This is a genomic window from Rhizobium sp. WYJ-E13 (genome assembly GCF_018987265.1).
In the GTDB taxonomy this organism is placed as follows: Bacteria; Pseudomonadota; Alphaproteobacteria; order Rhizobiales; family Rhizobiaceae; genus Rhizobium.
This window is the reverse complement of the sequence record NZ_CP076854.1, coordinates 1454076-1475523: the sequence shown is the minus strand read 5'-3', so window position 1 is coordinate 1475523 and position 21448 is coordinate 1454076. Positions and strand designations below refer to the sequence as shown.

19 protein-coding genes are annotated in these 21448 nt (G+C 60.7%); 10 read left to right on the top strand and 9 right to left on the bottom strand.

Annotation, left to right across the window (positions count from 1 at the left end; genetic code table 11):
* Nucleotides 1–4: 4 nt before the first annotated feature.
* The 5 genes from KQ933_RS28270 to KQ933_RS28250 form a co-directional block, all read right to left on the bottom strand.
* On the bottom strand, nucleotides 5–847 hold the full coding sequence (locus tag KQ933_RS28270; RefSeq protein WP_216759305.1) for a DeoR/GlpR family DNA-binding transcription regulator: 843 nt from the start codon (nucleotides 845–847) through the stop codon (nucleotides 5–7).
* A gap of 132 nt (nucleotides 848–979) precedes the next feature.
* Nucleotides 980–1927 (bottom strand): D-ribose ABC transporter substrate-binding protein, encoded by a 948-nt coding sequence (locus KQ933_RS28265; RefSeq protein WP_216759304.1) that lies wholly within the window; start codon nucleotides 1925–1927, stop codon nucleotides 980–982.
* A 108-nt stretch (nucleotides 1928–2035) separates the two neighbouring features.
* The gene (locus KQ933_RS28260) at nucleotides 2036–3088 is read right to left on the bottom strand and encodes an ABC transporter permease (protein WP_216759303.1); all 1053 of its coding nucleotides are present in this window, start codon (nucleotides 3086–3088) and stop codon (nucleotides 2036–2038) included.
* 23 nt (nucleotides 3089–3111) lie between these two features.
* The gene (locus KQ933_RS28255; protein WP_216759302.1) at nucleotides 3112–4656 is read right to left on the bottom strand and encodes a sugar ABC transporter ATP-binding protein; all 1545 of its coding nucleotides are present in this window, start codon (nucleotides 4654–4656) and stop codon (nucleotides 3112–3114) included.
* Nucleotides 4653–5309: a DUF2291 domain-containing protein gene (locus tag KQ933_RS28250; RefSeq protein ID WP_216759301.1), complete on the bottom strand. Its 657-nt coding sequence runs from the start codon at nucleotides 5307–5309 to the stop codon at nucleotides 4653–4655. Before KQ933_RS28250 ends, KQ933_RS28255 begins: the two co-directional genes overlap by 4 nt.
* Nucleotides 5310–6108: 799 nt before the next feature.
* Here KQ933_RS28250 and KQ933_RS28245 point away from each other — a divergent pair.
* From KQ933_RS28245 to KQ933_RS28215, 7 genes are all read left to right on the top strand, one after another.
* Nucleotides 6109–7680: an FGGY-family carbohydrate kinase gene (locus KQ933_RS28245; RefSeq protein WP_216759300.1), complete on the top strand. Its 1572-nt coding sequence runs from the start codon at nucleotides 6109–6111 to the stop codon at nucleotides 7678–7680.
* A gap of 35 nt (nucleotides 7681–7715) precedes the next feature.
* On the top strand, nucleotides 7716–9227 hold the full coding sequence (locus KQ933_RS28240) for a glycerol-3-phosphate dehydrogenase (RefSeq protein WP_216759299.1): 1512 nt from the start codon (nucleotides 7716–7718) through the stop codon (nucleotides 9225–9227).
* A 10-nt stretch (nucleotides 9228–9237) separates the two neighbouring features.
* Nucleotides 9238–10170 carry a sugar phosphate isomerase/epimerase gene (locus tag KQ933_RS28235; RefSeq protein WP_216759298.1) on the top strand — a complete coding sequence of 311 codons (933 nt, stop codon included), beginning with the start codon at nucleotides 9238–9240 and terminating at the stop codon, nucleotides 10168–10170.
* Nucleotides 10171–10239: 69 nt separating this feature from the next.
* The gene (locus KQ933_RS28230) at nucleotides 10240–11175 is read left to right on the top strand and encodes a sugar-binding transcriptional regulator (RefSeq protein ID WP_216759297.1); all 936 of its coding nucleotides are present in this window, start codon (nucleotides 10240–10242) and stop codon (nucleotides 11173–11175) included.
* 97 nt (nucleotides 11176–11272) lie between these two features.
* Nucleotides 11273–12049 carry a DeoR/GlpR family DNA-binding transcription regulator gene (locus KQ933_RS28225; RefSeq protein WP_183798641.1) on the top strand — a complete coding sequence of 259 codons (777 nt, stop codon included), beginning with the start codon at nucleotides 11273–11275 and terminating at the stop codon, nucleotides 12047–12049.
* Nucleotides 12046–12831, top strand: a complete 786-nt coding sequence (locus KQ933_RS28220) for a triose-phosphate isomerase (protein WP_216759296.1) — start codon at nucleotides 12046–12048, stop codon at nucleotides 12829–12831. The genes KQ933_RS28225 and KQ933_RS28220 overlap by 4 nt, the downstream gene beginning before the upstream one ends.
* The gene (locus KQ933_RS28215) at nucleotides 12828–13283 is read left to right on the top strand and encodes an RpiB/LacA/LacB family sugar-phosphate isomerase (RefSeq protein WP_216759295.1); all 456 of its coding nucleotides are present in this window, start codon (nucleotides 12828–12830) and stop codon (nucleotides 13281–13283) included. Before KQ933_RS28220 ends, KQ933_RS28215 begins: the two co-directional genes overlap by 4 nt.
* 144 nt (nucleotides 13284–13427) lie before the next feature.
* Here KQ933_RS28215 and KQ933_RS28210 read toward each other — a convergent pair whose 3' ends face one another.
* From KQ933_RS28210 to KQ933_RS28195, 4 genes are all read right to left on the bottom strand, one after another.
* On the bottom strand, nucleotides 13428–14381 hold the full coding sequence (locus KQ933_RS28210; protein WP_216759294.1) for a sugar-binding transcriptional regulator: 954 nt from the start codon (nucleotides 14379–14381) through the stop codon (nucleotides 13428–13430).
* Between the two features lie 21 nt (nucleotides 14382–14402).
* Nucleotides 14403–15869, bottom strand: a complete 1467-nt coding sequence (locus KQ933_RS28205) for an FGGY family carbohydrate kinase (RefSeq protein WP_216759293.1) — start codon at nucleotides 15867–15869, stop codon at nucleotides 14403–14405.
* A gap of 65 nt (nucleotides 15870–15934) precedes the next feature.
* On the bottom strand, nucleotides 15935–16891 hold the full coding sequence (locus tag KQ933_RS28200; RefSeq protein ID WP_216759292.1) for a transketolase family protein: 957 nt from the start codon (nucleotides 16889–16891) through the stop codon (nucleotides 15935–15937).
* The gene (locus KQ933_RS28195) at nucleotides 16891–17700 is read right to left on the bottom strand and encodes a transketolase (RefSeq protein ID WP_216759291.1); all 810 of its coding nucleotides are present in this window, start codon (nucleotides 17698–17700) and stop codon (nucleotides 16891–16893) included. Before KQ933_RS28195 ends, KQ933_RS28200 begins: the two co-directional genes overlap by 1 nt.
* 213 nt (nucleotides 17701–17913) lie before the next feature.
* On the opposite strand from KQ933_RS28195, the gene KQ933_RS28190 reads away from it, so the two are divergent.
* From KQ933_RS28190 to KQ933_RS28180, 3 genes are all read left to right on the top strand, one after another.
* A complete protein-coding gene (locus tag KQ933_RS28190) occupies nucleotides 17914–18897 on the top strand; it encodes an ABC transporter permease (RefSeq protein WP_216759290.1) in 984 nt (327 codons plus the stop codon).
* Nucleotides 18898–19012: 115 nt separating this feature from the next.
* Nucleotides 19013–19942 carry a sugar ABC transporter substrate-binding protein gene (locus KQ933_RS28185; RefSeq protein ID WP_216759289.1) on the top strand — a complete coding sequence of 310 codons (930 nt, stop codon included), beginning with the start codon at nucleotides 19013–19015 and terminating at the stop codon, nucleotides 19940–19942.
* A gap of 27 nt (nucleotides 19943–19969) precedes the next feature.
* Nucleotides 19970–21448 (top strand): sugar ABC transporter ATP-binding protein, encoded by a 1479-nt coding sequence (locus tag KQ933_RS28180; RefSeq protein WP_216759288.1) that lies wholly within the window; start codon nucleotides 19970–19972, stop codon nucleotides 21446–21448.

Here is a 21448-nt window from a genome sequence, read left to right as displayed (position 1 = left end):
CCGGTCACATGCGCCCGCCACTGGTCCTGGCAATGACGACATTGATATCCTTGGACCGCATCCGATCAATGTGGACGGGCGGCGTCTTGTCGTCGACGATGACGACGTCGAATTCATCAAGCGCCGCGAAGCTGTGAAGCGCGCGCCGCTCGAACTTTGTATGGTCGGCAAGCAGGATGCGTTTGACGGAACAGTCGAACATGGCACGCTTCGTATCGACGGTTTCGGGCGATTGATGCAGCACGATCCCGTCGCTGATGGCGGACATCGAGATGAAGGCGATATCCGCCCGCAGACCCTTGATCTCACTGATCGTCATGCGCCCCATGAAAGCATTGCACCAGTTGTAATACTGGCCGCCGAGCGCCAGCAGGGTGACATCGTGCATGCCGGTCAGCGCATTCATCAACGTCAGCGAGTTGGTGATGGCGGTGATCGGCACTTTTGCGGAAAGATGCGATGCCATCTGCAATACGGTCGTCGAGTCGTCGAAGAAGATCGCCTGTCCGGGCTCCACGAATTGCATCGCCGCCTCTGCAATCACTTTCTTTTCCGCCGACTGTCGGCTTGAGCGGTAGACATCGCTGGACTCGATCAGATTGGTGGCCGCCGCAGTGACGATCCCGCGCGTTTTCCTGAAGATCCCGCGGCTGACGAGTTCATCCACATCGCGATGCGCCGTCATCAGGCTGATGCCGAAGCGGTCGGTCAGATCTTCGATGCGCATCGAACCCTCACTCATGACGGCCTCCGCGATCATCCGCCGGCGGGCGACCTGGCGCGTCTGGCGGCTGTCGCTGGTCAGTTGGTCCAACAGCTCATCGCCCTGATTGGTCTTCTGTGTCACGGGTCACCCTTGTCGCTGAATTCCATACCCCAGCTTCGTATAGTGATTGCCGTGCCAAGGCAAAGAAGGCGAAAGCGGCTTGACGTGGTTGAAAGGTCAAGGAGGGCGCCCGGTCGGGCGCCCTCCATCGCATTATTGGGCCAGAACGAACGGGCCGGTATACTTGTCGATATTGTCCTTGGTGATCAGCAGGCAATCGAACAGCTGCTTTTCGCTCTTGGCGCCGGTGCTGCCCGTCTTGATGACGTTATCAGCTTGCTTGACGGCCTCTTCGGAGAAGACGGCAACGGGCTGTAGGACGGTGTATTGCAACTCGCCTGCCTTGATCGCGGCGACCGCATCCGGTGAGCCATCGAAGCCGCCGACCTTGACGTTGGCGAGCTTGCCGGCTTCTTTCAGCGCTGAGATCGCGCCGAGTGCCATTTCGTCATTGCCGGAGATCACGCCGATGATGTCGGGATTGGCCTGCAACATGGACTGCATCTTGTTGTGACCCTGGGTGCGGTCCCAGTTAGCGACTTCCTGGGCGACCTTCTGAAGGTCGGGATACTGTGTCAGGACGGTCTCGTAGCCGTTGGAGCGCGTGGCGGCGTTGTTGTCAGATGGTGCGCCCAAGAGTTCGGCATACTTGCCCTTGTCGCCGACCGCTTCGACCCACTGCTGCGCGCCGATCGCCGCCCCCTGGGCGTTGTTCGAAACGAGCTGCGCCTTGGCGAGGCCTTCCTGGTTGATCTCGGCATTGACGAGAATGACCGGGATACCGGCGGCCACTGCCTTCTTGACCGCGCCGATCGAACCGTCGGCGTTTGCCGGATCGAGGATGATGGCGACCGACTTGTTGGTGATAGCCGTGTCGATCAGGTTGCTTTCGGTGTTGGTGTCGCCCTTATGCGCACTGACCGAGGCGGTGTAGCCGAGCTTTTCGGCTGTCGCCTTGGCGACGTTGCCTTCTGTCAGCCAATAGGGATTGGATGGATCATTGACGATGATCGTCATCTGGCCCGCCGCCCAGGCGGAGCTGACGAGGATCGGGGCAACAGCTGCGGCTGCCAGAAGAATGCGCATGCCTTTCTTAAACATAGTCTCTCTCCCTTTGTGAGTTCAGGTGCTGCCGGAAACCGGCGGTGCTTTCCGCGATCGGCCTTTTGGAAATCCAGGTACCGTCGTGGATAAGTTCTGCTGCTGACGTCAGGACGATTTTGTCCGGCGTCCGTATTGGATACTGTTCATGAGGACCGCGAGGACGATGACCGCGCCGGTAAAGACGGTCTGCCAGTAGGCCGACACACCGATGATGACGAGACCGTCCGACAGGAAGCCGATCACGAACGCGCCGAGCATCGTGCCGCGCACTGTGCCGCGCCCGCCGGTCAGCGCCGCGCCGCCGATGACGACAGCCGCAATCGCCGTCAATTCGTAGGTCGTGCCCGCCGTCGGACCGGCAGAGGTCAGCTGCGATGACAGGACCAGGCCGGCAATTGCCGCGCAGACGCCCGAAAGCACGTAGACGATGACCTTGACGCGCTTGACCGGCACGCCCGAGAGATCGGCCGCGCGCTCGTTGCCGCCAGAGGCGTAAAGCCAGCGGCCGAAAGCCGTGCGGCTCAAGACGATGCCGCAGATGATCGCAAGTACGGCGAGCACGATGACGCCGATCGGAATGCCGGCGAGGCGGTTGAAGCCGAGCCAGTCGAAACCGGTATTGCCGAGTTCCGGACGACCGCCGAGATTGTTGTAGGTCAGGCCGTTGGTCATAAGCAGCGCAATGCCGCGGGCGACATAGAGCACGCCGAGCGAGGCGACGAAGGCCGGAACCTTCAGATAGGCAACCAGCACGCCATTGACTGCGCCGACGACAGCGCCAAGAGCGCAGGTAATAACCACAACTGCCCAAACGGGCGGATAGAGAATGACGCCGAAAGCGCTAAGGGTGACGCCCTGCATGAGGAAGCCGGCAATGCAACCCGCAAGCCCGAGCGTCGAGCCGACCGACAGGTCGATGCCGCCATTCAAGATCACCAGAAGCATGCCGATCGCCAGAATGCCGAAGATCGCGACATGCGAGGCCATGGTCAGGAAGTTACCGAGGGTGAAGTAATAGGGCGACAGGAAGGAGAAGACCGCGATGATGACGATCAGCGCGAAGAAGGCGCGGCCTTCCAGGATCAGGCGCACGAGGTTGGTATTGCGCTTATGCCCATGCGATACTGATTTCTGTTCGGTAATGTTCGTGACTGACATAATCAGTGCTCCATAATTCCGGGCTAGTGCGCGACCACGGCTTCGCCTGACGCGGCCATGATCTTTTCCTTGGTGACGTCAGCACCGAATTCCGCTGAGATCCGGCCACGATGCATGACGATGATGCGGTGCGCGATGCTCAGGCACTCGTTGACCTCGGACGTCGAGTAGATGACGGCGAGACCCTGGCGGGCGCGTTCGGCAAGCAGCTTGAAGACTTCCGCCTTGGCGCCGATGTCGATGCCGCGGCTCGGCTCGTCGAGAAGAATGACTTTCGGGTCGGTCGCCAGCATCTTGCCGATAACCACCTTCTGCTGATTGCCGCCCGACAGCGAGCCGATGGCCGCCTCTCCTCCATCGGTCTTGACGTGGACTTTGCGAATGGAGGCATCGACGAGCTCACGCTCGCGACGGACGGATGTGAACAACACATTGGTAAAGGCACCGATGCTGGCGAGCGACAGGTTGGAGCCGACCGTCATCGTCTGGACGAGGCCGTCGCGCTGGCGATCCTCTGGCACCAGCACGAGGCCGCTTGCGATACGTCCGGCGATGCTCAACTGCCCGACGTCCTGGCCTTCAAGACGAATGGTGCCGCCACTGGCGCGCAACCGCCCGGCCACGCATTCCAGAAGCTCGGTGCGACCGGCGCCCATCAGGCCGTAAATGCAGACCACCTCTCCGGCCCGCACGTCCAGCGACAGGCGATCGACGGAGTTGAAGGCTGATCCCGAGGGGCCGGGAACGGTGAGATTATCGATCGAAAGCGCAGGCTTACCGAACGCATAACCTTCAGGCGGGTTGCCGAGATCGAAGTTGTCGCCCACCATGTTTCGCACGATCCATTCGAGATCGATGTCCCTGCGTTGCGCATAGGCAGTCATGGTGCCATCGCGCAGCACGACCGCATGGTTGGTGATCTGCAGCGCTTCCTCAAGATGATGCGAGATATAGACGATCGATACACCGCGATCGGTCAGGTCGTGGATGACTTTGAAAAGCATCTCGACTTCGGTGGCGCTGAGTGCTGAAGTCGGCTCATCCATGATCAGGATACGAGAATTGACCGACAGCGCCCGGGCGATTTCGACGATCTGCTGCTGGCCGAGACGCAGATCTTCCACCTTGGTCAGCGGATCGATCTCCTCTTCCAGTTCTTCCATCAAAATGCGCGTCTGGCGCTCTTCCTCCGCGAAGTCGACCACGCCGCCCTTGACGATCTCGCGGCCCATGAAGATGTTGTCGCGAACGCTGAGGTTGGGCGCGAGGCTGAGTTCCTGGTGAATAATCGAGATGCCGCATTCGCGTGCATGAGTGGAAGAGTTGAAGCTGATCGGCGTGCCGTCGAGAATGATCTCGCCTGACGTCGGCTGGACGACGCCTGAAAGGATCTTCATCAGGGTCGACTTGCCTGCGCCGTTCTCGCCGAAGAGGGTCGTCACCTGTCCACGACGAATATCGAAATTGACGCCTTTGAGAGCATGCACATTGCCATAAGATTTGGCTATGTTGCGGGCAGCCAGGACGACCTCGCCAAGGGTCTCGGATATGGGCATCGGCTCGCTCATTTGACTGTGACCTTGACCGGAGTGACGAGCCAGTTCTTGGGGTTGATCAGTTTGAACACGCCGACGACGGTCGCCGTCTTGCCATCGAGCTGGTCCGGATCGAGGCCGGCAAATACGGCCTTCTTCATCTCGTTATTGATCGCCGAACCGGCATCCTGATACTGGATCTGGTTGGTGAACTGGCCGAACTCGATCGCCCCCGTGGCATCGCGGAGGTCCGTGCCATTGACCGCAGGGCCGGTCTGGACACGGACCACCGTCTCGGGGGGGAGGCCGTCGATCTTCATCTCGTTTGTATTGGATTTGCGCGCGCCGAAAGTGCCGCTCAGCGTCACCGGGATGACCGGGCCGGTACTCGTGGCAACCCCGTATTTCTCACCGGCCGCCTTCTTGTCTGCAGCGATCGCCGCTGCGAGGTCGGACGCGGCAACGGCTCTCTTCTCGACATCCGCCTGGATCTTCGGAAACTGCTCGGCGCCGAAGGATTCCGGAGAAAAGGCCTGCTGCCGCACATCGCTCTCCGAGCCGATCTTGATGACGGTTGTATCGAGCGCAATTGCGCCGACGACCATGATTGCCACAACGGCACTGACGATGAACTTGAAGTTGCCTTTGCCTGGCGCGGATGTTGCGTGAGCGGGCTGAGTATTCATTGCTGGCGATCTTTGCGGCTGGTCGGATCTATGTCGAAAGAGGAGGAAACGGGTGAAGCCTCGCGGCTACTTCATCGAAGACGGCGCGTGTCGAAATCCGCATCGGCGCACAAAAACCTGCCGAGCTGAAAGGCGCGATGATCAGCGGAAACAATGTGCATCCGAACCTCCTCCATGCAGAACCAGCGCTTGTCTCCTCCAACCGCCAGGACCGTGGTTTTCTATCAGCGTCGATGGCCGCATGATAGGTAAGTGGTATTTATGTCAAAAATCATGTTATCAAATTTTGCGCCTGTCAACAGGTCTTTTGGCTCTCCGGGTCCTATGGCGTGAGATGCGCAGCTTCTGCGCGCAGCGATTAAAGAAGCTCTTTCGCGCACTTCGCTGTCGCTCAGGCAGCCAGAGCCTTTGCGTAACGTGGATTTATCTATTTGATTATAAGATATAAAATAAGCCTAATCCAGCACTCCGCAAATTCGATCGCCGGCGGAATGGTTCGAGAGCGTGGCCGTACCTCGCCCCTATCATGAATAGTATTTTACATGGAAAAAATTTCACAGTCAGAAAAATCTTACTGGAACAATGATATCTTTGTGTTATATTTTTGATGAGGCCTTGGGAGGTTTCGAAGAGCGCCAAGTCTGCAAGCCGCCAAAGGTGGACTGCCGGCTTTGCTCCGAGATTCGAAGTGTGGTCGTGTACGCTATTGCAGCCTGTGGCGACCAGGAGGATATGAGACATGACATCGACGCGCGCTTTGCCCCTCGCGATGTTCGACCTGGCAGGCGAATAATTTCAGATGACCACCAGCCGCGAGCTCATCATCGGTATCGATGCCGGTACGTCGGTCATAAAGGCCGTCGCCTTCGACCTTTCCGGCCGCCAGATCGCGACCGCATCTGTTCGCAACAAATATGCGAGCGGTAGCGACGGCTCGGCCACGCAGCCGCTTGCCCAGACCTGGAAGGATTGTGTGGCAGCCCTTCGTAGCCTTGGCGAGAAGGTCGAGGATCTTGCTTCGCGCGCGGCCGCCATCGCGGTGACGGGGCAGGGTGACGGAACATGGCTGGTCGGTTCGGGAAACCGACCGGTCGCCGATGCTTGGCTCTGGCTCGATGCTCGCGCTGCACCGACAGTGATTTCGCTTGCGGGCGAAGTGTCGAACCGGGCTCGTTTTGAACAGACAGGCACCGGGCTGAACACGTGCCAGCAGGGTGCGCAGCTTGCTCACATGGACCGGGTAATGCCGGAACTCCTGGATCAGGCAGAGACCGCGCTGCATTGCAAGGATTGGCTCTATCTCAATTTTACCGGCGTGCGGGCGACCGACCCCTCAGAGGCAAGCTTTACCTTCGGTGATTTTAGGATACGGCGTTATTCGCCTGTTGCCATCGAGGCGCTCGGACTGACGCATCGCCGCGCGCTCTTGCCCGATATCCTTGACGGGACGGAATTTATCCATCCGCTGACGGAGGACGCTGCACATGCCTGCGGGCTTCTCGCCGGCACACCGGTCAGTCTCGGCTACGTCGACATGGTGATGACCGCGCTCGGTGCCGGCGTTCGCAGCGGCGGACGCAACGCGGCCTGCTCGACGATCGGGTCCACTGGCGTGCATCTGCGGGCAAAGCCGGTGGCCGATGTTCATCTCAATCAGGAAGGCACCGGCTATGTCATTGCCTTGCCGATCCCAGGCACCGTCACGCAGGTGCAGACCAATATGGGCTCGACGATCAATATCGACTGGCTGCTGGATATGGCCACCTATCTGATGGCGGAGGCCGGAAAGCCTGCCACCCATGCCGAACTCGTCGGACGGATCGACCGCTGGTTTTCCGAAAGCCGGCCAGGTTCGGTCGTCTATCATCCCTATATTTCCGAGGCCGGAGAGCGCGGCCCCTTCGTCAATGCGCAGGCCCGCGCGGGATTTTCCGGCTTGTCGGTTCGCCACGGATTTCCGGATCTTGTTCGTGCGGTGGTCGAAGGTTTGGCGTTGGCGACGCGCGATTGCTACGCCGCCATGGGCGACATGCCCGAAGAATTGCGCATTACTGGCGGTGCCGTGCGCTCAAGTGCGCTTCGCCGTTCGCTCAGCGCGTCCATCAACGCGCCGATCCGTCTGTCTCGTCGCGAGGAGACAGGGGCGGCCGGTGCAGCGATGATGGCAGCTGTCGCGATCGGTGCCTACAAGACAATGGATGACTGCATCGCCGACTGGGTGACGCCGCTTCTCGGCGAAGCCGAAGAGCCGGTTGCGGAGGAAGCCCGGCGCTTCGATCTCTTGTTTTCCGCCTATGGCGATATTCGAAAGGCCATGCCCGCCGCCTGGGAAACACTGGCCAGAGCCGCGGCGATGCCGTCCATCAAATAGATCGTTGATGCAACAGGCATCCAAGGGAGCATGACATGACCGAACCTGAAATCCTGGATCTTTTCGTCATCGGCGGCGGCATCAACGGTGTGGGAATTGCCCGCGATGCGGCGGGGCGTGGCTTGAAAGTCGCCTTGTGCGAGAAGGACGATTTGGCACAGGGGACATCGTCCCGCTCGGGCAAGCTCGTGCATGGGGGGCTCCGCTATCTGGAATATTACGAGTTCCGCCTCGTACGGGAGGCGTTGATCGAACGCGAGGTGCTGCTCAATGCCGCACCGCACATCATCTGGCCGATGCGTTTCGTGCTGCCGCACAGTCCCGAGGATCGGCCCGCCTGGCTCGTCCGGCTCGGCCTCTTCCTCTACGATCATCTCGGCGGCCGCAAGAAATTGCCAGGCACCCGCACTCTCAATCTGCTGCGCGATCCCGAAGGCACGCCCATTCTCGATCAATATACCCGCGGCTTCGAATATTCGGATTGCTGGGTGGACGATGCCCGCCTCGTCACCCTGAATGCGGTGAGCGCGGCTGAGAAGGGCGCCCTGGTGCTCACACGGTCGCCGGCAGTGTCGGCGCGCCGGGAAAACGGCCAATGGACGATCAGCACGAAAAGCAGCACGAGCGGCGAAACGCGGACCTTCCGTGCCAAATGTCTCGTCAATTGCGCCGGCCCGTGGGTCACCGACATCATCAACCGCGTCGCCGGCTCCAATTCCAGCCGCAATGTGCGTCTCGTCAAGGGCAGCCACATCATCGTGCCGAAGTTCTGGTCCGGCTCCAACGCCTATCTGGTCCAGAACCATGACAAGCGTGTCATCTTCATCAATCCCTACGAGGGCGACAAGGCGCTGATCGGAACGACCGACATCGCCTATGAGGGCCGGGCCGAGGACGTGGCGGCCGACGAGACGGAAATCGACTATCTGCTGAAGGCGGTGAACCGCTATTTCAAGGAGAAGCTGCGCCGGCAGGATGTGCTGCACAGCTTCTCCGGCGTGCGTCCGCTGTTTGACGATGGCAAGGGCAATCCATCGGCGGTGACCCGCGACTACGTGTTCGATCTCGACGAGACGGGGGGAGCGCCGCTTCTCAATGTCTTCGGCGGCAAGATCACGACATTCAGAGAGCTTGCCGAACGTGGCATGCAGCGCCTCAGACATGTCTTTCCCAACATGGGCGGCGACTGGACGGAAAAGGCGCCGCTGCCGGGCGGTGAAATGCCCAATGCCGACTATGAGACTTTCGCCAACAGCCTGCGCGACACCTATCCCTGGATGCCGCGCAAGCTCGTCCATCACTACGGCCGTCTCTATGGCACACGCACGAGGAACCTGATTGCCGGGGCAACGGATCTGCAAGGTCTCGGCCGCCACTTCGGCGGGCAGCTTTATGAGGCGGAAGCCCGTTATCTCGCTACCGCCGAATGGGCGGAGACGGCCGAGGACATCCTCTATCGTCGAACCAAGCATTACCTGCATTTGAGCGAGGCAGAGCGAGCAGCCTTTGCCGACTGGTTTGCTTCATCCCATCTTGCCGCCGCCTGAGGAGGCCTTGATGCCGCTTTCGCTTTCGCTGAATACCAATCCGCTGGTCAACCGTTTTGCCGACCCGGACGACCTGATCGAAACGGTGGCGCGAGATCTGCGCATCCGCGATCTCCAACTGACGCATGAATTCATCAATCCGAGCTGGCAGGCCGCGGTCATCCGCCGCCTGACCCGCCAGATGAAGGCGGCGTTGGCGCGCACCGGTGTTCGCGTCACCTCGGGCATGACCGGACCTTATGGACGGTTGAACCATTTCGGGCACCCGGATACCGAGGTGCGCCGCTATTATGTGGATTGGTTCAAGACCTTCGCCGACATCACCGCTGATCTCGGCGGACATTCCGTCGGCACGCAGTTTGCGATCTTCACCTACAAGGACTTCGATGACGCAAGCCGGCGCGAGGAGCTGATAAAGATCGCTATCGACTGCTGGTGCGAAGTCGCGGAGCACGCCAGGGCTGCCGGCCTTTCCTACATCTTCTGGGAGCCGATGAGCATCGGCCGGGAATTCGGCGAGACGATCGAATCCTGCCTTTTGCTGCAGGCACGATTGACTGCTGCCGACATGGCGGTGCCGATGTGGATGATGGCCGATATCGACCATGGCGACGTCACCTCCGCCAATCCCGACGACTACGATCCCTATGCCTGGGCGCGGGTCGTGCCGAAGCTGTCGCCGATCATCCACATCAAGCAGAGCCTCATGGATAAGGGCGGCCACCGGCCGTTCACGGCGGAATTCAATGCCAAGGGGCGGATTCAACCTGCGCCACTATTGGACGCTTTTGCGGCAGGTGGCGCCAGTGACAACGAGATCTGCCTCGAACTTTCCTTCAAGGAACGCGAACCGAACGATCGCGAGGTCATCGCGCAGATCGCCGAAAGCGTCGCCTTCTGGGCGCCGCATATCGACACTGGCGCCGCAGACTTGAAGATATGATCCGGCCATCTACAAAGGCTGGTTGTTATCGGGCGAGATCGCCGTCGGAGAAATGGGAAGGATGCGTTGATGACGGATGCCGATGATACGCTTGCCGTGCGGGCCGCCTGGCTTCATTACGCGGGCGGACTGACGCAGTCCGACGTCGCCCGGCGCCTGGGCATCCCCTCGGTCAAGGCGCATCGGCTGATCGCACGTGCCGTGGCCGATGGTGTCGTCAAGGTCACGATCGACGGTGATATCGTCGAATGCGTCGAACTGGAGACGCGGCTCGCCGAGCGCTTCGGATTGCAATATTGCGAGGTCGCGCCCGATCTTGGCGAAGAGGGTCTGCCGCTTCGCGCGCTTGGTCATGCGGGGGCTGGCTATCTGAAGCGCGAGATCGAACATGGGGATCACTCGGTCATTGGTCTTGGCCATGGCCGCACGCTTTCGGCCGCCGTTCAATATATGCCGCGGACGAACGCCAAGCATATGCGTTTCGTTTCCCTGCTTGGGGGCCTCACGCGAAACTACGGCGCCAATCCCTATGATGTCATGCACCGCATCGCGGAAAAGACCGGCACGCACGCTTACGTCATGCCGGTCCCCTTTTTCGCCAACACTGCAGAGGACCGGGAGGTTCTCAGGGCACAACGCGGTGTCAAGGAAGTGTTCGATCTCGCCAATGCCGCCGACCTGAAGCTCGTCGGCCTGGGAACGGTGGACGCCGAGGCCCAGCTGGTGCTCTCCGGCCTAGTCGAGCCAGGCGAGATCGAGGACATCGCGGCCGCGGGCGGCATCGGCGAAATCCTCGGTCATTTTTTCAATGCGGATGGCCAGATCCTCGATACCGCTCTGACTGCACGCACGCTTTCGGCTTCCTTTCCGACAACGAAGAAGGAACGCCTCGTGGCACTGGCAGGCGGACAGGCGAAGGTGGCCGCCATACGGGCCATCCTGCGAAGCCGCCGCCTTCACGGGCTCATCACCGACGAACGGACCGCGCAAGCTCTTCTGGTCTGACGATCTGTTGTTAGCCAGTCGACCGCATAATCACATTTCATTTTGTTGATTTTCACATTTTTGATGTTATATTGTTGCTAATTAGGATTGGAGACCGATGAAACGGGAAGAACGCCAGCAGCTGATCGTCAATCTGCTCGTCGAGGACAAGACCGTCGACGTGGACGATCTTGCCGAGCGCTTTTCCGTATCCAAGATGACGATCCACCGCGATCTCGACGACCTGGAACAGGCAGGTGTCCTGCGTAAGGTGCGCGGTGGCGCGACGATCGATGCCGGTACACAGTTCGAGAGTGATTTTCGCATTCGCGAGCGTCAGGATGGCGAGGCCAAGGTTGCCATGGCGCAAGAAGCGCTGGCCATCATCGAACCTGGCATGACGATCATGGTCAATGACGGTTCGATGGCCGCGGTTCTCGGCGAGATGTTGTTGCGTAAGCGACCGCTGACGGTGATAACCAACAACGCGGCAATCATGGAGCGGTTGAAGGGCGAAAACGGCATAACCCTGATTGCACTCGGGGGCATTTATTCTGCTAAATTCAACGCCTATTTCGGCGTCGTGACCGAAGAGGCGCTGTCGCGCCTCAGGGCCGACATCGCTTTCATCTCGACGCCGGCGGTCAGCGGCAGGCTTGCCTATCACATGGACGACAATGTCGTTCGCGCCAAGCGGGCAATGATCTCTTCCTCGACAAAAAGCTGCCTTCTGGTGAACCACCAGCGCATCGGCCACACGGCGCTGCACGTCATGGCGGATCTGGCCGATTTCGACACTGTCATCACCGACAGCGCGCCAGCGGCCGCTGTCCTCGACGAATTCGATCGGGCGGGCATCAAGCTCACGATCGCTCCGGCACAGGATCAGGCATGACCGATAAACCGAAATTCTGGATTGGCACCAGCTGGAAGATGAACAAGACGCTTGCGGAGGCCGAGCATTTCGCGCGCAGCCTCGGGGCGGCCGATGCCGCGCGCGATCCGCTCATCCAGCGTTTCGTGATCCCGCCCTTTACGTCCGTGCGGGAGGTCAAGCGCATGCTTGCGAAGACCTCCGTCAAGGTCGGTGCGCAAAACATGCATTGGGCCGACCAGGGCGCCTGGACGGGGGAGATTTCTCCGCTGATGCTGAAGGATTGCGATCTCGACATCGTCGAACTCGGGCATTCCGAACGCCGCGAGTTTTTCGGAGAGACGGATGAGACAGTCGGGCTGAAGACGGAAGCTGCCGTTCGACATGGCCTGATTCCGCTCATCTGCATCGGTGAGACCCTTGCTGACCGGGAAGGTGGAAAAGCTGCGGAGATACTGGCGGCGCAGGTGCGCGGGGCGCTGTCGAAGCTCTCCGACGAGCAGAAATCCGCCGAAATCCTGCTTGCCTATGAGCCCGTCTGGGCGATCGGCGAAAAAGGCATTCCGGCGACGGCGGACTATGCCGATGCGCGCCAGGCCGAGATCATCGCGGTCGCCGAAGCGGCGCTCGGGCGGAAAATCCCCTGCCTCTACGGCGGGTCGGTCAATCCGCAAAATTGCGAGGAACTGATTTCGAGCCCGCATATCGACGGGCTCTTCATCGGCCGTTCCGCCTGGAACGTCGAGGGTTATCTCGACATTCTCGCGAAATGCGCCGCCAAACTCCAAGGAGAAAAACGATGAAGCTTGCAATTGCGGGAGATAGCGCCGGCGAAGGTCTCGCCAAGGTGCTCGCCGAACACCTCAAGGACCGTTTCGACGTTCATGAGGTGTCGCGCATCGACGATGGGCTCGACCCGTTCTATGCCAACCTATCGGATCGTGTCGCCTCGGGCGTGGTCGATGGCACCTATGACAAGGCAATCCTGGTCTGCGGCACCGGCATCGGCGTCTGCATCTCGGCCAACAAAGTGCCTGGCATCCGCGCGGCCCTGACGCACGACACCTATTCGGCCGAGCGTGCCGCTCTTTCCAACAACGCGCAGATCATCACGATGGGCGCGCGCGTCATTGGACCTGAGCTCGCGAAGTCGATCGCCGACGCATTTCTCGCCCAGACATTCGACCAGAACGGCCGTTCGGCCGGCAATGTCTTTGCGATCGATGAGCTTGATGCAAAATACAATGCGCGTTGAGAGCGGGACAAAAGTGGCCGGCCATCCGCCGGCCGCTCGTTTTCGCCGTAGGAATAATGAACGCAGTGATCATCATACCCTGGTTGACATCCGGTCGATCCGCTCGATAATTCTCAATCCTCCTCGTCCGGAGCGATCCGGTATCTATGCATCGATCAATCGTTGAGCGGTAAACTTATCGGTTATCAGCGTGCCGATGACACCGACACGCAAGGCGCCGGCGATTGCGGCTGTTTTCTTTGCGCCGCCGGCGAGCGCTATCACGCGGTCCACCCGGGTAAGGTCTTCAAGGGGCAGGCCGATGACGCGGTCGTCGAGAGGCGTCTTCACCGGTTTGCCGTCCTTGTCGAAGAAACGCAGAGAAATGTCTCCGACGGCGCCGGCCTCTGCGAGATCGGCGAGTTCGCGCGACGAAAAGATGTTGCCGGAGCGGGCAAGCAGTTCGGACGGCTCCACCGCGCCGATGCCGACGATGGCGAGCGTGATGCTCCCGAACAGATCCATAGTCTCACGAACGAAGGGATCTGCCTGCATCAGCAACTTGGCTTCCCTCGATGTCGTTACGCCTTGTACGGGAAGCAATTTCGGTTCGGCCCCCGTCAACCGCGCCAGGCGGGTGGTGAGCTGTGTGGCATGTGTCTGCACGGAGGGGTCGCCCATGCCGCCGAGGGTCTGGACGACATATTTCACCTGGGCGCTTTTCTGGGGATGGATGTTTTCGACCATCTTGAAGATCGTCTGACTCCAGCTTGACACGCCGATGATCTCGCCGGGTGAAAGCGTGACCTCGAGCAGGTGGGCAGCCGCTTCGCCGATACGGGCCATGATGGCGCCGTCCCGGTCCTCGGTACATTCGACGACGATTGCTTCCGGCAACTTGAATTTGTCGCGGAGCCCGCCTTCAAGTTCGCTATAGGTTCCGACAGGGGGGATCACGCTCGTGCGGACGATATCTTCCGCCTCGGCCCGTTTCAACATTCGCGATACCGTCGCCTGGGAAAGGCGCAGATGCTCGGCGATCTCCGCCTGCCGTCGCCCTTCGATGTGATACATCTGGGCCACTCTTGAAATCAGGCGGAGTTCATTGAGACGGGACATGAGCGATACCGGCTTGAATTTTTATTCACACTTAGCCGGTGTCGGTCGCGACGTCGAGCGGGCCAGCGCATCATTCCACGTATTCAGGAGACCGGTCCGATCGATCTCTTCGGGCCGGAGGACGTGCGTGCTTCTGGGTAACGCCTCGATCGTTTCGAGATCTTTCCACAGACCAAGCGAAAGCCCGGCAAGATAGGCGGCTCCGAGGGCGGAGGCTTCGGGAGCCTCGCACTGGATCACGGCATGCTCGATCAGGTTCGACACACATTGCATGAGGAAGCGGTTCTGGCTCGGGCCGCCATCGACGTAGAGGGCGCCGAGTTGGCCGCCGCTCTGGGCGCGCATGGCGGCGATCACGTCATGGACCTGGAAGGCGATTGAATCCGTTACCGACCGGGCCATCTGCGCGCGCGTCGTGGAAAAGTTGATCTGGGAGAAGAGGGCGCGGGCGCCGGAGCTCCAGTAGGGTGCGCCCAGACCAACGAAAGCCGGCACGAAGCCTGGTCCGCCCGGCTCGGCGGTCGCCGCGAGATCAACGAGGGCCGCCACATCGGCAAGGCCGAGAATGTCTGCCATCCAGGGAAGGCTTGCGGCTGAAACGAGGATGTTACCCTCGAAGGCGAAGGTCGGCACGCCGGCGATGCGCCATGCAATCGTCGTGGTTATGCCGTTTTGCGGCGCAATGAAGCGCGGCAGCGTCGTCATGACGGAAGAGCCGGTGCCGAACGTCACCTTGCCATCGCCCGGCTTGAAGGCGCCATGACCGAAAAGCGCCGCATGGCTGTCGCCGATGGCGGATCGGATCGGCGTGCCGTCCGGGATGCCGGGAAGGCCACGTATCGTGCCGAAATCGGCAGAACTGTCGAGCACTTCGGGCAACAGGGCGATATCGACGCCGAAGATCTGGCCGAGTTCCTCGCTCCACACCTGGCTTTGCAGGTCGAACAATTGGCTGCGGGCGGCATTGGAGGCATCGCAGACGTGGCGGCTGCCGCCCGTCAGGCAATGAATGAGCCAGCTGTCGATCGTGCCGAGACGCACGCGGCGACCTGCCGGAACGCGATCGAGCAGCCAGCGAAATTTCGATCCGGGAAACATCGGGTCGAGGGGAAGGCCGGTCAGCGCCTCCACACGGTCCAGATGCCCTTCGGCGATGAGGCGCTCGCAGTCCGGCGCGGTGCGGCGGCACTGCCAGCTGAGCACTGGTCCGAGCGCTTCGCCGGTTTCGGCATCCCAGACGGTTACGGACTCGCGCTGGTTGGACACCGCTATTGCCTCCACGGTGACGCCGGAAGCGTTTTTCAGGCATGCCTCGATCGCTTCGCAGACAGAGGCAAAGATGCGGCGGGGATCCTGCTCGACCCAGCCCGGCTGCGGATAGGAGATGCCGACGGCGGCCGATCCTCTCGCGACGACGTCGCCCGTCTCGGAAACCAGAACGGCCTTCGAATTGGTGGTGCCCTGGTCGATCGCCAGAATTGCCCGCATCATCTTCTCCTCAAACGAATGGCCGGGGCGGATGCCCGCCCCGGCTCAAAAGACCTGCTATCAGATTATTTACGCTTGATGAGCGCGGCGGCGGCATCGGCGATCGCTGCAGGTGCCATGCCGAATTCGTCGAGCAGGAATTCGGCAGAACCCGTCGGAGCGTAAACGCCGGGCACGCCGAGACGTTTCATCGGCACGGGGGCATTGTCGACGACCACTTCGGCGATGGCCGATCCCAGTCCACCGAAGATCGAATGCTCTTCCGCCGTCACGATCGCACCGGTCTCGCTGGCAGCGGCGATAATGGCCGTCTCGTCGATCGGGCGAACGGTTGCCATATTCAGAACGCGCGCCGAAATACCCCGCTCGGCCAGAATATCGGCAGCCTTGATCATGCGATGGGTCAACGTGCCGTTGGCAATCAGCGTCACGTCGGAGCCTTCGCGGAGAAGGTTCGCCTTGCCGAGCTCGAACCTATGCCCTTCAGCCAGAAGGTCGGGCACGCCGACGCGCGACAGGCGCAGGAAGCACGGACCATTGTAGCTTGCGGCCCATTCGACGGCGGCGGCAGTCTCGATCCGGTCGCAGGGGGCAATGACGGGCAGGTTCGGCAGAACGCGTGTCCAGGCGAAATCCTCGATCGAATGATGGGTCGGGCCGAGTTCGCCGTAAGCCATGCCCGAGGAAATGCCGACGAGCTTGACGTTGGCATTGGAGTAGGAAATGTCGGCCTTGATCTGCTCGAGCGACCGGCCGGTCAGAAACGGCGAGGCGGCGCAGACATAGGGCAGGCGTCCGCCATTGGCGAGGCCGGCACCAACGCCGACCATGTTCTGCTCGGCAATGCCGACATTGACGAGGCGATCAGGAAATTTCGACTTGAAACCACCAAGTTTCGACGAGCCGACGGAGTCGTTGCAGACGGCGACGATCGTTTCGTTTCCGGCCGCCAGGCGCTCAAGCGTCGCGGCAAAGGCATCGCGGCAGTCATAGAACTTCGTTGGGTTTACGGGCGCGTTCATTAGAGTGCCTCCGACAGTTCTGCCAATGCGGTTTCATACTGTTCCTTGCTCGGAACCTTGTGGTGCCAGTCGACCCGGTCCTGCATGAACGAAATGCCATGGCCCTTGTTCGTATGCGCAACGATGCAATGGGGGCGGTCGCTGCGATGCTCGAGAGCGGGCACGATCGCGCGCATGTCATTGCCATTGATTTCGCTGACCTCCCAGCCGAAGGCCTCGAGCTTCGGGCGAAGCGGGGCGAGATCGTTGGTGTCCGCGAGGGATGCACCCTGCTGGAATCTGTTGTGGTCGATGATCAGCGTCAGATTGTCGAGGCGGAACTGATATGCCGCCATGATGGCCTCCCAGTTGGACCCTTCCTGCATCTCGCCGTCGCCGGTGATGACATAGGTATGGTATTTCGCGCCCGAGAGTTTTGCCGCTTTCGCCATGCCGACAGCGACCGGCAGCCCGTGTCCGAGCGGGCCGGTATTCGTTTCGACGCCCGGCACCTTGTTGCAGTTCGGATGGCCGTTCAGGCGGGAATGCGGTTTCAGGAAGGTCGAGATTTCCTCTTCCGGAATGAAGCCGCGCTTGGCGAGTGCAACATAGAGCGCGCAGGCCGTATGGCCCTTCGAAAGCACGAACCTGTCGCGATCGGGATGCTTTGGCTGGTCGGGCCAGACGCGCAGCACGCGGAAGTAGAGCGCGGTGAGGAGATCGATCACCGACATCTCGCCACCGATATGGCCGGCGCCCGCCTCGTATACGGCCTGGAGGTCGCGCAGACGGATCTGGCGAGCAACACGTTCAAGTTCGGAAGGCTGCATCGTTTCCTCTTGTGAATAAATATTCATGTATTTATATTTTTGCACAGGCGCCGACTTAGTCAAGCCCCCTGTTAATCATTCTGCGCTGGTCATCACCCCAAAAGCTGGTTGACAGCACTTAGGCAAGTTGTTAATGAATTTTCCAGCAGGCATGAATATTTATTCTAGCTTGATGAAATACTGGCCGCCGGCCTTAATCTTCAGGGAGGAATGATGGTGGCGATCGACGTGAATGAGCAGAGCCGTCCGTCCGGCACGTTCGTCAGCAAGCTCACGGGAGCAACAGGCCCGCTGATCGGACTGCTTCTGCTCTGCCTTTTCCTGAGCTTCAGCACTGACGCCTTTCTTTCCGTCCGCAATGGTCTGAACATTCTCGACCAGATCACCGTGCTTGGGATCATGGCGGTGGGCATGACCTTCGTGATCCTGATCGGCGGCATCGACCTTTCGGTCGGTTCGGTTCTCGCTCTCGCGATGATGGTGATGGGCTGGACGGCGAATATCGCCGGCCTGCCACTCGGCGTCGGGATTGTAGTGGCGCTCATTGCCTCGATGATCAGTGGCCTGATCGTCGGTATCATGGTTACCTGGTTCAGGGTGCCTGCCTTCATCGCGACGCTTGCGATGATGTCGGCTGCGCGCGGCGTGGCCAACATGATCACTGATGGCCAACAGATCGTCGGCTTCCCCGACTGGTTCATGATGCTGGCGATCGACCGCCATTTCGGCATCCTGACCGCAACCGTCTTCCTGATGCTGGTTGTCGTCGCCGCGGCCTGGGTTTTCCTGCACTTCCGCGCAGAAGGCCGCATGCTCTATGCAGTCGGCGGCAATCCCGAAGTTGCCCGTCTTGCCGGCATCAACGTCCAGCTTGTGACCATTCTTGTATATGTGGCGAGTGCCGCGCTTGCAGGTCTTGCCGGTATCGTTCTTGCTGCCCGTCTGGACTCGGTTCAGCCGTCCAGCGGTTTTGGCTACGAACTGGACACGATCGCGGCCGTCGTCATCGGCGGAACGTCTCTGTCGGGAGGCGCAGGCGGCATTGGCGGCACACTGATCGGCGTGCTGATCATCGGCGTGCTTCGCAACGGCCTCAATCTGCTCAACGTCTCGCCCTTCCTGCAGCAGGTCATCATCGGCGTCGTCATCGTTCTCGCGGTCGGTGCGGAAACGATCCGCAAGCGGCGGGCTGCCTGATCATTCGGCTCGCAGATGGTGCGGCCGCCAGAAATTCCTCTCCGAAAGGTTTGGAGCGGAGCTATCACCCGAGGGGGAGGATACCCGAGGGTTCACTAACAACGGAGGAACTGACATGAAATTTGCGCGCACTCTGCTCGCGTCTGCCGCCCTGCTTGGCCTCAGCCTCGGATCCGTCCAGGCGGCCGAAGTCAAGAAGCTCGGCCTTGCCGTCGCCAATCTGCAGGCAAACTTCTTCAACCAGATCAAGCAGTCCGTCGAAGCTGAAGCCAAGAAACGTGGCATCGAGGTCGTCACCGTCGACGCCAAGGGCGATGGCCCGACCCAGGTCAACCAGATCCAGGACCTGCTGACCCAGGATATCGACGCGCTGATCTACATCCCGGCAGGCGCTGCTGCAGCCAGTGTGCCGGTCAAGCTCGCAAAACAGGCCGGCATTCCGGTCGTCAACGTCGACCGCAATGCTGAAGGCGCTCCGGGCGATACCTTCCTGGCGACGGATTCCGTCGCCTCCGCCAAGGCGGTTTGCGACTACATCCTCAAGGAAGCCGGCGGCAAGGGCAAGATGGTCATCATCCATGGCCAGAAGGGCACCACGCCTGAACTGGACCGCACCAAGGGGTGCCAGGAATCCCTGAAAGCCTATCCGGACGTGAGCGTCGTCGCCGAGCAATATTCCAACATGTGGAGCCAGGACGAGGGCTTCCAGATCATGCAGAACATGCTCCAGTCGAATTCGGATGTCTCGATCGTCTTTGCCCAGGCAGACGGACTGGCGCTCGGCGCGGCCCAGGCGATCAAGGTCGCCAATCCATCGCAAAAGATCGTGGTCGGTGGTTTTGATGGCGACACCGCCGCACTCGAGGCCCTCAGCAAGGGTGTGTTCGATGTGACCGCGACACAACAGACGCAGAAGATGGGCCGCGATGCGGTGGAGAACGCGGTCAAGCTCGCTGCCAAGGAAAAGGTGCCGCCGGTCCAGCTGATGGATGCCACGCTGACGACCAAGGAAAACGTGGCAGGCTTCATCGCCAACCATCCCTAATCAGCCGAAATCTCGAGGAGGTGTGCTGTGACCGAGCCGGTTTTATCCCTGAGGGGCATATCCAAGCGCTACGGACCGCTCCAGGTTCTGAAGAATGTTGACCTGGACGTCTATCCCGGCGAGGTGGTGGCGCTGCTCGGTGAAAACGGCGCAGGCAAGTCGACGCTGTCGGGCATTATTGCCGGATCGCGCACACCATCCGAGGGCACGATGACATGGCTGGGGCAGCCTTATGCCCCGGCCGCTCCACGCGAGGCGATCGACAAGGGCGTGGTGCTGATCCATCAGGAACTGCAGCTTTTGCCGCATCTTTCCATCGCTGAAAATGTCTTCATCGGTCGGTGGCCGATGAAGAATGGCGTGGTCGATCGCGCCCAGATGGTTCGCCGCGCCCAGGAACAACTCGCACGGCTGAATCTCCACATTCCCGCGACCCGAAAGGTCGCCGGCCTCTCGACTGCCAACCAGCAGCTCATCGAAATCGCCAAGGCGCTGGCATTGAACGCAAAACTCCTGATCCTCGACGAGCCGACCGCAGCCCTTGGCGGGGCGGAGACGGAAGCCCTGTTTGAGCAGGTGCGCAAGCTCCGCGCCGAGGGCGTCGGCATCATCTACATCTCCCACCGCATGGAGGAGATCAAGAAGATCACCGACCGGATCGTCGTGCTTCGCGATGGAGAGCGCGTCCATGAATTTGCCGACAGCTCGACGCCGGTGCGCACGATCGTCGAAAGCATGGTCGGCCGCTCGCTCGATCGCCTGTTTCCGACCCTTCCCGAGCCGACCAGCCGACCCGTACTTGAAGTGTCCGGCCTGACGTCGCCGGACGATTCCTTCCGCGATGTGAGCTTCGATGTTCATGCCGGCGAGATCCTCGGCATTGCCGGCCTCGTCGGCGCCGGCCGCACTGAACTCGTGCGGGCGATCTCTGGCGCCGATCCGATCAGCGCCGGCTCGGTCAGGCTGGAAAGCCAGCCGCTGAAGCTGCGCAGTCCCGCGGATGCGATTGCCAAAGGCATCGTGATGGTTCCGGAAGACCGCAAGGACCAGGGCCTCGTCGTTGCACACAGGATCAGCGAGAACATCATCTACGCCAATCTCGACAAGCTCGGCGGGCGCTGGATCACTGCCGGCATGAAGCGCGTCTTCGCCGAAAAGGCAGTGGCGAAATTCGGCGTCAAGGGGCGTGCGGAGCAATTCGCCTCCGATCTCTCAGGCGGCAACCAGCAGAAGGTCGTCATCGCCAAATGGCTGATGCGCGATCCCAAGGTCGTCGTGCTGGACGAGCCGACGCGGGGCATCGATGTCGGCGCCCGCGCCGGCATCTACGATATCATCGTCAACCTGGCCAAGCAGGGTGTCGCGGTGATCGTCGTGAGCTCCGATCTCGAGGAGGTTCTCGGCGTGTCGAACCGCATTCTGGTTCTGGCGCAGGGCAAGCAGGCAGGCATTCTGAAGCGTGACGAGGCGAACGACGTCTCGGTCATGGAACTGGCGACAATATAG

What these genes read in the sequence shown, in the direction of transcription:
- KQ933_RS28265 (WP_216759304.1), bottom strand. Translation starts at nt 1,927, where the DNA reads ATGTTTAAGAAAGGCATGCGCATTCTTCTGGCAGCCGCAGCTGTTGCC.
- KQ933_RS28260 (WP_216759303.1), bottom strand. Translation starts at nt 3,088, where the DNA reads ATGTCAGTCACGAACATTACCGAACAGAAATCAGTATCGCATGGGCAT.
- KQ933_RS28255 (WP_216759302.1), bottom strand. Translation starts at nt 4,656, where the DNA reads ATGAGCGAGCCGATGCCCATATCCGAGACCCTTGGCGAGGTCGTCCTG.
- KQ933_RS28250 (WP_216759301.1), bottom strand. Translation starts at nt 5,309, where the DNA reads ATGAATACTCAGCCCGCTCACGCAACATCCGCGCCAGGCAAAGGCAAC.
- KQ933_RS28245 (WP_216759300.1), top strand. Translation starts at nt 6,109, where the DNA reads ATGACCACCAGCCGCGAGCTCATCATCGGTATCGATGCCGGTACGTCG.
- KQ933_RS28240 (WP_216759299.1), top strand. Translation starts at nt 7,716, where the DNA reads ATGACCGAACCTGAAATCCTGGATCTTTTCGTCATCGGCGGCGGCATC.
- KQ933_RS28235 (WP_216759298.1), top strand. Translation starts at nt 9,238, where the DNA reads ATGCCGCTTTCGCTTTCGCTGAATACCAATCCGCTGGTCAACCGTTTT.
- KQ933_RS28230 (WP_216759297.1), top strand. Translation starts at nt 10,240, where the DNA reads ATGACGGATGCCGATGATACGCTTGCCGTGCGGGCCGCCTGGCTTCAT.
- KQ933_RS28225 (WP_183798641.1), top strand. Translation starts at nt 11,273, where the DNA reads ATGAAACGGGAAGAACGCCAGCAGCTGATCGTCAATCTGCTCGTCGAG.
- KQ933_RS28220 (WP_216759296.1), top strand. Translation starts at nt 12,046, where the DNA reads ATGACCGATAAACCGAAATTCTGGATTGGCACCAGCTGGAAGATGAAC.
- KQ933_RS28215 (WP_216759295.1), top strand. Translation starts at nt 12,828, where the DNA reads ATGAAGCTTGCAATTGCGGGAGATAGCGCCGGCGAAGGTCTCGCCAAG.
- KQ933_RS28210 (WP_216759294.1), bottom strand. Translation starts at nt 14,381, where the DNA reads ATGTCCCGTCTCAATGAACTCCGCCTGATTTCAAGAGTGGCCCAGATG.
- KQ933_RS28205 (WP_216759293.1), bottom strand. Translation starts at nt 15,869, where the DNA reads ATGCGGGCAATTCTGGCGATCGACCAGGGCACCACCAATTCGAAGGCC.
- KQ933_RS28200 (WP_216759292.1), bottom strand. Translation starts at nt 16,891, where the DNA reads ATGAACGCGCCCGTAAACCCAACGAAGTTCTATGACTGCCGCGATGCC.
- KQ933_RS28195 (WP_216759291.1), bottom strand. Translation starts at nt 17,700, where the DNA reads ATGCAGCCTTCCGAACTTGAACGTGTTGCTCGCCAGATCCGTCTGCGC.
- KQ933_RS28190 (WP_216759290.1), top strand. Translation starts at nt 17,914, where the DNA reads ATGGTGGCGATCGACGTGAATGAGCAGAGCCGTCCGTCCGGCACGTTC.
- KQ933_RS28185 (WP_216759289.1), top strand. Translation starts at nt 19,013, where the DNA reads ATGAAATTTGCGCGCACTCTGCTCGCGTCTGCCGCCCTGCTTGGCCTC.